This window comes from Burkholderia sp. 22PA0106, assembly GCF_047497155.1.
Classification (GTDB): Bacteria; Pseudomonadota; Gammaproteobacteria; order Burkholderiales; family Burkholderiaceae; genus Burkholderia.
Genome location: NZ_CP163163.1, coordinates 3,542,790 through 3,554,600, shown reverse-complemented (window position 1 = coordinate 3,554,600; position 11,811 = coordinate 3,542,790). Strand labels below are relative to the sequence as shown.

Here is an 11,811-nt window from a genome sequence, read left to right as displayed (position 1 = left end):
CGGCCTTCCCCCGCATTTCGCCTCACCGGAGACAACCCGATGAACCTCGATTTCTCCCCCGAAGAAGAAGCGTTCCGCGCCGAGGTGCGGCGCTTCCTGGCCGACGCGCTGCCGCCCGAGCTGTCGGACAAGGTCAATGGCGGGCGGCGCCTGACGCGCGACGACATGGCGCGCTGGCACGCGATCCTGCATGAAAAGGGCTGGCTGGCCAGCCACTGGCCGCGCGAGTACGGCGGCCCCGGCTGGAGCGTCGCGCAGAAGTTCCTGTTCGACAACGAATGCGCGATCGCCGGCGCGCCGCGCATCGTGCCGTTCGGCGTCAACATGCTCGGCCCGGTGCTGATCAAGTACGGCAGCGAGGCGCAGAAGCGCCACTGGCTGCCGCGCATTCTCGACGGCTCCGACTGGTGGTGCCAGGGCTATTCCGAGCCGGGCGCCGGCTCCGATCTGGCGTCGTTGCGAACCACCGCCGTGCGCGACGGCGATCACTATGTCGTCAACGGCCAGAAGGCCTGGACCACGCTCGGTCACTACGCGAACATGATCTTCTGCCTCGTGCGCACCGCCACCGACGTGCGCAAGCAGGAGGGCATCAGCTTTCTGCTGATCGACATGAACACGCCCGGCGTGGAGGTGCGGCCGATCGTGCTGCTCGACGGCGAGCACGAGGTCAACGAGGTGTTCTTCACCGATGTGCGCGTGCCGGTCGAGAACCTCGTCGGCGAGGAAAACCGCGGCTGGACCTACGCGAAATTCCTGCTCACGTACGAGCGCACCAACATCGCCGGCGTGGGCTTCTCGGTGGCCGCGCTGGAGCGCCTGCGCGCCGTGGCCGCGACGCGCATCAAGGGCGGCCGCCCGCTCGCCGACGATCCGCTGTTCGCCGCGCGGTTCGCGCGCGTCGAGATCGAACTGGAGAACATGAAGACCACCAACCTGCGCGTGCTGGCGGCCGTGGCGGGCGGCGGCGCGCCGGGCGCGGAAAGCTCGATGCTGAAGATTCGCGGCACCGAGATCCGCCAGGAGATTTCGTCGCTGATGCGGCGCGCGATGGGGCCGTACGCGATCCCGTTCCCCGACGCGGCGCTGGAAGCCGACGAGTCCGACGACGTCGAACCGCTCGGTCCGCCCGAGGCGGCGAGCGCCGCCGCGCAGTATTTCAACAACCGCAAGCTGTCGATCTACGGCGGCTCGAACGAGATTCAGAAGAACATCGTCGCCAAGACGATCGTCGGACTGTAACGGACACGGAGGCCCCATGGATTTCACGCATAGCGACGATCGCCGGATGCTGGCCGATTCGCTGAATCGCTTCATCGACGAGCAATACGCATTTCCGGTGCGCGACCGCATCGCGCGCTCCGAGGCCGGCTACAGCGACGAGCTGTGGCGGCGCTTCGCCGAACTCGGCGTGATCGGCGCGCTGTTCGCCGAGGCCGACGGCGGCTTCGGCGGTGCGGGCTTCGACATCGCCGTGGTGTTCGAATGCCTCGGGCGCGGGCTGGTGGTCGAGCCGTTCCTCGGCGCGCTGATGGCCGGCCGGGCGCTCGCGGCCGGCGGCGGCGCGGCACAGCGCGAACGGCTCGCGGCGCTGATCGACGGCAGCGCGAGCGCCGCGTTCGCGCACGGCGAGCCGGATGGCCACTACGAGCCGCACCTCGTGCGCACGCGGGCCGCCGCGCACGGCGACGGCTGGCGGCTCGACGGCGCGAAGGCGGTGGTCGAGCATGGCGCGCAGGCGGCGTTCTTCGTGGTGTCGGCGCGGCTCGATGGCGCCGACGACGAAGCGGCCGGCCTCGCGCTGTTCGTGGTGCCGCGCGAGGCGGCCGGCGTGAGCGTGCGCGACCTCGCGCGCATCGACGGCGGCCGCGCGGCCGAGGTGCGGCTCGACGGCGTCACGCTCGACGCCGCGGCGCGCCTGTCCGGCGACGGCGCCGCGCTGCTCGAACACGTGACCGGCCTCGGCCTGCTCGCGCTCGGCGCCGAGGCGGTGGGCGCGATGGACGTGGTCAAGGCGCAGACCATCGATTACCTGCGCACGCGCCAGCAGTTCGGCATGCCGATCGGCGGCTTCCAGGCGTTGCAGCATCGCGTGGCGGACCTGCTGCTCGAGATCGAGCAGGCGCGCTCGGCCGTGATCAACGCGGCGGCGGCGCTCGATGCGCCGCGCGTGACGCGCGAGCGCGCGCTGTCGGCCGCCAAGCTCACGGTCGGCCGCACCGGCACGCGCGTCGCCGAGGAGGCGATCCAATTGCACGGCGGGATCGGCATGACCTGGGAGCTGCCGCTCGCGCATTACGCGAAGCGGCTCGTGATGATCGATCACCAACTGGGGGACGAGGATCATCATCTGGCGCGGTATATCGGGTTGGGGAGGCGGGTGGAGGCGGGGCAGGGCGAGTGATGGCGTGACGGTGCGGCTGCGACAAGGCAGAAGACAGGACACGACGTCGCAGCCAAAATACGCATAAAATGTACGAAATTCTGTACAGTTTGGTGCTCAGGAGGTGCCATGGCTTTTTCCACACTCGACATCATTCCACTCTCGCAAGCCCGGGCTAACCTGTCCGAGCTGGCGGATCAGGTTCGCGGCGGCGACGAGAAGATCATTACCAAGAATGGCGAGAGCTATGTCGCGCTTGTCGATGCGCGCAGGCTCGATTACTACCATCACCTTGAGCGCGAGCGCATTCACCTCCTGCTGATCGATGACGCCCGGAAAGGACTCGAAGATATTGTCCAAGGAAGGGTTCACGATGCAGACGACGCGCTGGCCGCATTGAAGCGGCGGCGCGCCGGCGGCACGGCCGCGGATCGGTGAATTCACGATGCATCAGCCTTGTTCGGTCAGGTTCACCCAGCACTTCATCGACAATCTCGATGTCATCGAAGCATTCCTGCGCGATGTCGATGCGCACGCGTCGTTCGATGTCTTGCTCGATGAATTGACAGATTCGGTCGTACCGAACCTGCGACGCTTTCCCGCCATGGGGCGCGTGTTTCTCGATCGGCCAATTCGGTCGATCGAGGTCGGCAACAGTCTTGAGCAACTTGTCGGAACGCTGAACGCGTTGATCGGAAACGTCGAGATTCGCGAATACGTGATGGTGCGATATCTGGCCTTGTACGTGCATATCGATTCCGAGGTGTTGTTGCTGTCGATACGGCACCACGCTCAACTGTCCTTTGACTTCCCGCAACACTGGCCTCCGGGTTGACCCGGAGCCGCCGCACGGCTCCCCCCCGACACAATTCTCCCCACTTGTCCGGATTGCCGGACACCCCGCTTTCCGGATTTCCGGAAACCCGGATTCCTGCGCGCCAGCCGATTCATAAAAACATAAACGAATCAACGGCCTAATCTTGTTTAGCGCCCTGGCATCGAGCTTGCGTATATCTGCCACAAGGCCAGCCTTGGCCGGACAACGACAGCAGCAAGGAGACAATCGATGGTGCCCCACCCAATTCCTTTCCCCCGGATGGTCTAAGGCCGTTGCTTGTTGCGACGCGGCCGCCGTGCGGGCTCATGGCTTCCCCTGACGCTCACCCGCGCGCGTGATGCCGATTCTCAAGGCTCACTTCCCCTTCTGGAAACTGGACTCATCGTGAAGAAGAAACCGTTCTACAAAGTGCTCTACGTGCAGGTGATCTTCGCCATCGTCGTCGGCGTGATCCTCGGTCACTACTACCCATCCCTCGCGATCGACATGAAGCCGCTCGGCGACGGCTTCATCAAGCTGATCAAGATGGTCATCGGCCCGATCATCTTCTGTACCGTCGTGAGCGGCATCGCCGGCATGCAGGACATGAAGAAGGTCGGTCGCGTCGGCGGCAAGGCGCTGCTCTACTTCGAGATCGTCTCCACGTTCGCGCTCGTGCTCGGCCTCGCCGCCACGCACCTGCTGCGTCCGGGCGCGGGCTTCAACATCGACCCGGCCACGCTGAACGGCAAGGAAGTGGCGTCGTACGCCGCCAAGGCGCACGGCCAGTCGACCGTCGACTTCCTGATGCACATCATCCCGAACACGATGTTCGACGCGTTCGGCCAGGGCGAAATCCTGCAGATCCTGCTGATCGCGCTGCTGTTCGGCAGCGTGCTCGCGAATCTCGGCGAACGCGGCAAGGCGGTCACGGACTTCATCGAAGGCACCAGCCGCGTGCTGTTCGGCATCGTCCACATCGTCACCAAGCTCGCCCCGATCGGCGCGTTCGGCGCGATGGCGTTCACCATCGGCAAGTACGGCGTGGGTTCGCTGGTGCCGCTGCTCAAGCTGATCGGCACGTTCTACCTGACCTCCGTGGTGTTCGTGGTGGTGGTGCTCGGCGCGGTGGCCCGCTTCACGGGCTTCTCGGTGCTGCGCTTCGTCGCGTACATCAAGGAAGAGATGCTGATCGTGCTCGGTACGAGCTCGTCGGAAGCGGCGCTGCCGCAACTGATGGAGAAGCTCGAGAAGGCCGGCTGCTCGCGTTCGGTGGTGGGCCTGGTGGTTCCGACCGGCTACTCGTTCAACCTCGACGGCACCAACATCTACATGACGATGGCCGTGCTGTTCATCGCCCAGGCGACCAACATCGAACTGACCTGGATGCAGCAGCTCACGCTGCTGGCGGTCGCGATGCTGACCTCGAAGGGCGCGAGCGGCGTGACGGGCGCGGGCTTCATCACGCTGGCGGCGACGCTGGCCGTGGTGCCGACCATCCCGCTGTCGGGCATGGTGCTGATTCTCGGTATCGACCGCTTCATGAGCGAGTGCCGCGCGCTGACGAACATCGTCGGCAACGGCGTCGCCACGATCGTCGTGTCGGCCTGGGAAAAGGAACTCGACCGCAACAAGCTGCGTGCGGCGCTGAACGGCGAAGTGTCGGTCGGCGACACCACCGCGAAGGTTTGAGATGAAGCATGACGCAGCGGCGCGCGAACAGCCGCCGCTGCCCGGCGGGGCCGGTTCCGGTAGCGCTTCGGCGCGCGGCGGGGCCGGCCCCGCCGCATTTGGGCCGGGCGGCTATGCCACAATAGGCGATTCCCATTTTCCGGAAATCGCGAACGTGAAGCGCCGCCTGCTCGTTCTGCTCGTGCTCGTCGCGCTGCTGGCCGCCGCCTGCGCGCTGACCTGGACGATCACCTGGCAGCGCGGCGTCGACGACCTGCGCCGCAACGCGGCGGTGCGCGTCGATCGCACCACGAGCGCGCTCAAGAGCACGCTCGACCGCTACGAATCGCTGCCGTACCTGCTCGGCGGCCACCCGTTCGTGCAGGACGTGCTGGCCAACGCGAACATCCCCGGCTATGTCGAGCGCGCCAACCGCTACCTCGACGACCTCAATCACCACGCCCACGCCACCACGATCTACATCATCGGTGCGGACGGGCATTGCGTGGCCGCCAGCAACTGGCGCGACCCGGACAGCTTCGTCGGCGCCGAATACCGGTTCCGGCCGTATTTCCTCGATGCGATCAAGGGCGGCGTGGGCCGCTTCTTCGGCATCGGCACGGTGTCGCACGATCCCGGCTACTACATCTCGCAACCGGTGCGCCGCAACGGGCGCATCGTCGGCGTGGCCGTCGTCAAGCTCAACCTCGAATGGTTCCAGGGCGCCGATGCGTCCGAGCCGCTGGTGGTGGCCGACGATCACGGCGTGATCTTCCTGTCCTCGGTGCCGGCCTGGAAATACCACACGCTCAAGCCGTTGACCGGCTCGGTGGCCGATTCCATTTTCGCCACGCGCCAGTACGCGCAGCAGCCCGTCACGCCGGTGCCGATCCGCGTGGAGAAGGTGCTCGGCAGCGATGCGGAGATCGTGCGGATCGGCAAGGGCCTGCGCGCGCCGCGTTACCTCGCCACGCAGCGCCGGCTCGGCGAACCCGATTGGCAACTGGTCACGCTCGCGCCGATCGAGCCGGTCGATACCGATGCGCGCAACGCCACCGTGGTGACGGCGTTCGGCTTCATCTCGCTGTGCCTGCTGGCGTTCTACTGGCGCATGCGCCGCGCGCGCGTCAACGAAATGATCCGCGGCCGCGCGCTGTTGCAGAACGCCTATGCCGAACTGAACCAGCGCGTGGCCGAACGCACCGTCGATCTGTCGCAGGCCAACGAGCAATTGCAGAAGGAAGTGGGCGACCGGATCCGCGCCGAGCTCGAACTGCGCGCGGCGCACGACGAATTGGTGCAGGCCAGCAAGCTCGCCGCGCTCGGGCAGATGGCGGCCGGCATCACGCACGAACTGAACCAGCCGCTCGCGGCGCTGCGCAGCTTCTCCGACAACACGCGCGTGCTGCTCGACCGCGGCGAGCAGGGCGCGGCGCGCGAGAACCTCGAAGCGATCGCCTCGCTGACCGAGCGGATGGGCAAGATCACCAATCAGCTCAAGCTGTTCGTCGGCCGCGCGCGGCCGCGCAACGAACGCGCGCTGGTGTCGCGGGCGCTCGGCAACGTCGCGTCGCTGCTGCGCGAGCGCCTGCAGGCGGTGACGCTCGACGTGCAAATCGACGACGCGATGCACCCCGGCCAGGATGGCCGCTTCGATCCCGCGCTCGAATATCCCGATCTGGTCGCGATCTGCGAGGACCTGCGCCTCGAACAGATCCTGATCAACCTGCTCGGCAACGCGCTCGACGCGGTGGCCGGCGCGCCGTCGCCGCGCATCGCGGTGCTGATCGAGGCGTCGGCGGGCAGCATCGCGATCACGGTGGCCGACAACGGCCCCGGCGTGCCGCCCGAATTGCTGCCGCGCCTGTTCGAGCCGTTCTTCACCACCAAGGAAATGGGGCGCGGCCTGGGCCTGGGCCTGGCGATTTCCTCGTCGATCGCGAGCGATGCCGGCGGCGCGCTGGTCGCGCGCAACGCGCCCGAAGGCGGCGCGGTGTTCGTCTTGACGCTGCGCCGCACCCGCACGCATCATCCGCAGGCTTTCGCCGTCGGCCGTTAGCGCGGCGCCGTCCGCAATATCGATTCACATCGGGTGACACACATGGCGAACCGCCTCCAGGTTATCTATATCGAAGACGACGAACTCGTGCGTCGCGCGGCCGTGCAGAGCCTGCAACTGGCCGGGTTCGACGTGACCGGGTTCGGCTCGGCCGAAGCGGCCGAGAAGGCGATCCTCGGCGAGCGCGTGGGCGTGGTGGTGTCCGATATCCGCCTGCCCGGCGCGAGCGGCCTCGAACTGCTCGCGCAATGCCGCGAGCGCGCGACGGACGTGCCGGTGATTCTTGTTACCGGCCACGGCGACATCACCATGGCGGTGCAGGCGATGCGCGACGGCGCCTACGATTTCATCGAGAAGCCGTTTCCGGCCGAGCGTCTGGTCGAAACGGTGCGCCGTGCCCTCGAACGGCGCGAGCTGGTGCTGGAGAACCTGGCGCTGCGCCGCGAGCTGGCGGTGCAGGGCGTGGTCGCGCCGCGCATCATCGGCCGCAGCCCGGCCATCGAGCAGGTGCGCCGGCTGATCGCGAACGTCGCGCCCACCGATGCCTCGGTACTGATCAACGGCGACACCGGCGCCGGCAAGGAGCTGATCGCGCGCAGCCTGCACGAGATGTCGCCGCGCCGCGACAAGCCGTTCATCGCCGTCAATTGCGGCGCGCTGCCCGAGCCGATGTTCGAATCGGAGATGTTCGGCTACGAGCCGGGTGCGTTCACGGGCGCGGCCAAGCGGCGGATCGGCAAGCTCGAATACGCATCGGGCGGCACGCTGTTTCTCGACGAGATCGAGAGCATGCCGCTGGCGTTGCAGGTCAAGCTGCTGCGCGTGTTGCAGGACGGCGTGCTGGAGCGGCTCGGCGCCAACCAGCCGATTCGCGTGAATTGCCGCGTGGTGGCCGCCGCCAAGGGCGACATGAGCGAGCATGTGGCGGCCGGCACGTTCCGGCAGGACTTGCTGTATCGCCTGAACGTGGTGACCATCGCGCTGCCGCCGCTGGGCGAGCGCCGCGAGGACATCGTGCCGCTGTTCGAGCACTTCATGCTCGATGCGGCCGTGCGCTACGGCCGGCCCGCGCCGCACCTGACCGATCGGCAGCGCGAAGGGCTGATGCAGCGCGACTGGCCCGGCAACGTGCGCGAGTTGCGCAACGCGGCCGACCGCTTCGTGCTGGGCGTGACCGAGGGCGTGCTGGAGGCGGGCGGCGCAGCCGAGGCGCGCGACGTGGCGGGCGGCGAGCAGTCGCTGAAGGAGCGCGTCGAGCAGTTCGAGCGCGCCGTGATCGCCGATACGCTGACGCAAACAGGCGGCGCGGTGGCCGCCACGGCCGACCGGCTGCATCTGGGCAAGGCCACGCTCTACGAGAAGATCAAGCGCTACGGTTTGTCGACCAAGGGCGACAGCGAGCGCTGAACCGGGGCGAACTCGGTGATCGGGGTTGGGGTCAGGGGCAACAAAAAAGCCGGCGGCGCCAGGAAGGCGCGGCCGGCTTGTTGCCGAACCGGGTGTGGAACGCTCGCTCAGGCGTTGCTGTTGCCGAGCGCCTTTTGCAGCAGTTGGTCGAGTTCCGCGAATTGCGGTTCGCCGACGTAGCGCTTCAGGATCTTGCCGTCCTTGTCGACCACGAAGGTGGTGGGCGTGAGCTGGACGTTGCCGAACTGCTTGGCGAGCGAGCCGTCGTCGAACGCAACCTTGAACGGCAACTGGCGCGTCTTGACGTAGTTCGAGACGTACACCGGCGAATCGTAGTTCATCGCCACCGCGACGAATTCGAGGCCCTGATCCTTGAAGCGCTTGTACGTGTCGACCATCTGCGGCATTTCCTTCATGCAGGTCTCGCAACTGGTCGCCCAGAAGTTGACGAGGTAGACCTTGCCCTTCAGATCCGCGCCGGTGGAGACCTTCTGGCCCGACAGCAGCGTGAACGTGGCGTCCGGCACGCTCGACTTGCCGTTCAGGGCGAAGTAGCCGGCCACGGCGATCGCCACGGCGACGGCCGCGATCGCGACATGGCGCAGCGGGCTCGCGCGGCGGGGGGAAACGGGGGCTTGGCTCATCGTCGGTACCTCGGAAGACTGCGGGGCCGCGCGGCACAGGCGCACGGCGGCGATCATTGTAGCCTCAAAACATGACGGATATCGGTAGGCGTGGGCGCCCCAGCGGTTGCGGAGGGTGCTCGGCTCGATACCCGGAATGGCACGGCCGGCGCGGCTTCCGGGCAGCGGCGGCGCGGCTTGGGCGTCGTTCGCTTATGCCGGGCATTTCGGGGCACGAGGCCGCGCCGGACGACGATAATGGCGGCTCGATATTTCCTCTTGCCGATGGCCGTCGAGCCGATCCATGTCTGCCCCCCAATTCTTCACCCACCGCATGACGATGGTCCGCCGCCAGGCGCGGCGTTCGGCCGTGCTCGCAATGGCGGCACTGCTCGTGGCCGCATGCTCCCCGGCGCTCGACTGGCGCACGCTTCACAACGACGCCGGCTACACGATCGACCTGCCGGCCAAGCCGACGCTCGACGCGCGCGAGATCACCATCGGTGGCGCGCCGATGACGATGCGGATGCAGGCCGCGCACGTGAGCGGCGCGGTGTTCGCGGTCGGCACGGTGATGCTGTCCGATGCGCGCCCGGCCACCCGGCAGGCGGCGCTCGACGTGCTGTACGCCGCGCTGTCGCGCAACCTGCATGCGCCCGCGGCCCGGCATGAGGTGACGGTGCCGCTCGCGGCCGGCAGCACGGTGCCGGGCATCGAACTGACCGTGAACGGCAAGCCGGCCGGCGCGGCATCGGGCGCGCAGGGCGCGGCAGCCGGCAAGACGCTGGTGGCGCGGCTCGTCGCGCGCGGCACGCATGTCTATCAGGCCGTCGCGATCGCCGACGCGCCGCTGCCGGCCGACGTGCTCGACGCGTTCTTCGGCTCGTTCAAGCTCGACTGAAGGATGCGCGGCACCGCGCAATTTGTTGACGAATTGAAGGTCTGCTCGCAGGAAGCCACGCTAATCGCCGGATTTTCCTGGACTTTTCCACTATCCACAGCGGGTGTGGATAACTTTGTTGACAACCCTCGTCCCGCCCCGGCACAGCCCGCGCCGGGTGCTTTCAAACGGGTTTCATCGTTTTTGGTTTCTTAAAAAACGATTGACAATTCAATGCCTTGCATCGGCCCTTACAGACACGCCGCATGCGTGGCGGCGACGACGTTCGATTCCGGTAAATGTGTATAAGTCAAGTCTTGACAGGCCGTTTTTTCGGTTCAAACCAGCTCGACAGCCCGCCGGTAGCGGATCGCCTCGCCGATCTGGGCGGCGTCCGGATCGGTATTGCCGGCTAGATCGGCGATCGTGCGCGCAACTTTCAGTACCCGGTAATACGCTCGCGCGGACCAATGGAAGCGCTCGCCCGCCTCGCGTAACAGACGTTCGCCGGTGGAATCGAGGCGGCAGAACGCGTCCGTTTCGCGGCCGCTGAGCATCTGGTTGGTCTTGCCCTGGCGAGCCAACTGGCGCTCGCGGGCAGCGGCCACACGCTGCGCCACGACCGCGCTCGGCTCGGCCGGCGTCACGCCGCGTTCGGCCAGTTCGGCCGGGGAGAGCGCCGGCAGTGCGACCTGCAGATCGATGCGATCCATCAGCGGCCCGGACAACTTGCGCAGGTAGCGCGCGGCCACATCCGGCGTGCAACGGCAGCGGCCCGACGGATCGCCGCGCCAGCCGCACGGGCACGGGTTCATGGCCGCCACCAGTTGGCAGGCGGCGGGGAAATCGGCTTGCAGGGCCACGCGCGAGATCGTGATGCGGCCCGCTTCGAGCGGCTCGCGCAGCATTTCGAGCACATGACGATCGAATTCGGGAAGTTCGTCGAGAAACAGCACGCCGTGGTGCGCGAGCGTGATCTCGCCGGGTTGCGGCGGATTGCGGCCGCCCACCAGCGCCGCCGCGCTCGACGAATGATGCGGCGTACGAAACGGCCGCCTGCGCCACTGCGCGGGCGAGAAGCCGAGCCGGCTTGCCGACAGCAGCGCGGCCGAGGTCAGCGCTTCGTCGTCCGTCATCGGCGGCAGCAGGCCCGGCAGGCGCGCGGCCAGCATCGACTTGCCGGCGCCGGGCGGCCCGATCATCAGCAGGTGATGCGCGCCGGCCGCCGCGATTTCGAGCGCGCGTTTCGCGCCCTGTTGCCCGACCACGTCGGCCAGATCGGGCGCGGTGGCGTCGGGTGCGGCATCGGGCGGCGAGACGGCGATCGGGCTCAGGCGCGCGTCGGCGGCGCCGTTCAGATGCGCGCAGAGCGCCGGCAGATCGGCCGCGCCGTAGACGGTCACGCCTGGCGCGAGCGCCGCCTCGGCCGCGCTGGCCAGCGGCAGATACAGCTCGGGCGTGCGCGCCGGCAGCGGGCCGCCGGACGCGAGCGCGCCGCGTGCGATCCCGCAGGCCATCGCGAACGCGCCGCGCATCGGCCGCAATGCGCCCGTCAGCGACAGTTCCCCGGCGAATTCGCGCCCGTCGAGCGCGGCCGGCGGCAGATCGCCGTTCGCGGCGAGGATGCCGAGCGCGATCGGCAGATCGAATCGCCCCGATTCCTTGGGCAGATCGGCTGGCGCCAGGTTGACGGTGATGCGCCTGACCGGGAAATCGAAGCCGCAGTTCTGCAGCGCCGCGCGCACGCGCTCGCGGCTTTCGCGGACTTCGAGATCGGGCAGGCCGACGATCGAGAACGACGGCAGGCCGTTCGCGAGATGGACTTCGACGGTGACTTCCGGCGCACGGCCGGCAGCGGGCGCGCGCGAGCGCACGACGGCAAGCGACATGAGGCACTCCGAGGAGCAGGCCCGCGGGCGGTGGGCCGCCCGGCGGGAGATTCCATTGAGGTGCGCGCTTGCCGGCGTGGCG

Annotated in this window: 10 protein-coding genes; 8 read left to right on the top strand and 2 right to left on the bottom strand. The window is 67.8% G+C overall.

Annotated features, from left to right (window positions below):
- Window positions 1-39: 39 nt before the first annotated feature.
- The 7 genes from AB4850_RS30810 to AB4850_RS30780 all read left to right on the top strand — a co-directional run bounded on the left by AB4850_RS30810 (window position 40) and on the right by AB4850_RS30780 (window position 8,337).
- Complete coding sequence (locus tag AB4850_RS30810; protein WP_414443180.1) at window positions 40-1,242, top strand: acyl-CoA dehydrogenase family protein; 1,203 nt, start codon at window positions 40-42, stop codon at window positions 1,240-1,242.
- 16 nt (window positions 1,243-1,258) lie between these two features.
- A complete protein-coding gene (locus tag AB4850_RS30805; RefSeq protein WP_414443179.1) occupies window positions 1,259-2,404 on the top strand; it encodes an acyl-CoA dehydrogenase family protein in 1,146 nt (381 codons plus the stop codon).
- 108 nt (window positions 2,405-2,512) lie between these two features.
- Window positions 2,513-2,821: a type II toxin-antitoxin system Phd/YefM family antitoxin gene (locus AB4850_RS30800; RefSeq protein ID WP_414443178.1), complete on the top strand. Its 309-nt coding sequence runs from the start codon at window positions 2,513-2,515 to the stop codon at window positions 2,819-2,821.
- Window positions 2,822-2,828: 7 nt separating this feature from the next.
- Window positions 2,829-3,218, top strand: a complete 390-nt coding sequence (locus AB4850_RS30795; RefSeq protein ID WP_414443177.1) for a type II toxin-antitoxin system RelE/ParE family toxin — start codon at window positions 2,829-2,831, stop codon at window positions 3,216-3,218.
- Window positions 3,219-3,605: 387 nt separating this feature from the next.
- Entirely contained in the window at window positions 3,606-4,892 is a 1,287-nt protein-coding gene (locus tag AB4850_RS30790) for a dicarboxylate/amino acid:cation symporter (protein WP_414443176.1), read from the top strand.
- Between the two features lies 1 nt (window position 4,893).
- Window positions 4,894-6,930 (top strand): sensor histidine kinase, encoded by a 2,037-nt coding sequence (locus AB4850_RS30785; protein WP_414443175.1) that lies wholly within the window; start codon window positions 4,894-4,896, stop codon window positions 6,928-6,930.
- Between the two features lie 42 nt (window positions 6,931-6,972).
- Window positions 6,973-8,337 carry a sigma-54-dependent transcriptional regulator gene (locus AB4850_RS30780; protein WP_414443174.1) on the top strand — a complete coding sequence of 455 codons (1,365 nt, stop codon included), beginning with the start codon at window positions 6,973-6,975 and terminating at the stop codon, window positions 8,335-8,337.
- 107 nt (window positions 8,338-8,444) lie between these two features.
- On the opposite strand, the gene AB4850_RS30775 is transcribed toward AB4850_RS30780, so the two are convergent.
- On the bottom strand, window positions 8,445-8,981 hold the full coding sequence (locus AB4850_RS30775; RefSeq protein WP_414443173.1) for a TlpA disulfide reductase family protein: 537 nt from the start codon (window positions 8,979-8,981) through the stop codon (window positions 8,445-8,447).
- Window positions 8,982-9,264: 283 nt separating this feature from the next.
- On the opposite strand from AB4850_RS30775, the gene AB4850_RS30770 reads away from it, so the two are divergent.
- The gene (locus AB4850_RS30770) at window positions 9,265-9,861 is read left to right on the top strand and encodes a hypothetical protein (protein WP_414443172.1); all 597 of its coding nucleotides are present in this window, start codon (window positions 9,265-9,267) and stop codon (window positions 9,859-9,861) included.
- Window positions 9,862-10,178: 317 nt separating this feature from the next.
- Here AB4850_RS30770 and AB4850_RS30765 read toward each other — a convergent pair whose 3' ends face one another.
- Window positions 10,179-11,729, bottom strand: a complete 1,551-nt coding sequence (locus AB4850_RS30765; protein ID WP_414443171.1) for a YifB family Mg chelatase-like AAA ATPase — start codon at window positions 11,727-11,729, stop codon at window positions 10,179-10,181.
- Between the last annotated feature and the right edge of the window lie 82 nt (window positions 11,730-11,811).

Coding starts and splice junctions, on each gene's coding strand:
- AB4850_RS30810 (WP_414443180.1), top strand. CDS start 40: ATGAACCTCGATTTCTCCCCCGAAGAAGAAGCGTTCCGCGCCGAGGTG.
- AB4850_RS30805 (WP_414443179.1), top strand. CDS start 1,259: ATGGATTTCACGCATAGCGACGATCGCCGGATGCTGGCCGATTCGCTG.
- AB4850_RS30800 (WP_414443178.1), top strand. CDS start 2,513: ATGGCTTTTTCCACACTCGACATCATTCCACTCTCGCAAGCCCGGGCT.
- AB4850_RS30795 (WP_414443177.1), top strand. CDS start 2,829: ATGCATCAGCCTTGTTCGGTCAGGTTCACCCAGCACTTCATCGACAAT.
- AB4850_RS30785 (WP_414443175.1), top strand. CDS start 4,894: ATGAAGCATGACGCAGCGGCGCGCGAACAGCCGCCGCTGCCCGGCGGG.
- AB4850_RS30780 (WP_414443174.1), top strand. CDS start 6,973: ATGGCGAACCGCCTCCAGGTTATCTATATCGAAGACGACGAACTCGTG.
- AB4850_RS30775 (WP_414443173.1), bottom strand. CDS start 8,981: ATGAGCCAAGCCCCCGTTTCCCCCCGCCGCGCGAGCCCGCTGCGCCAT.
- AB4850_RS30770 (WP_414443172.1), top strand. CDS start 9,265: ATGTCTGCCCCCCAATTCTTCACCCACCGCATGACGATGGTCCGCCGC.
- AB4850_RS30765 (WP_414443171.1), bottom strand. CDS start 11,729: ATGTCGCTTGCCGTCGTGCGCTCGCGCGCGCCCGCTGCCGGCCGTGCG.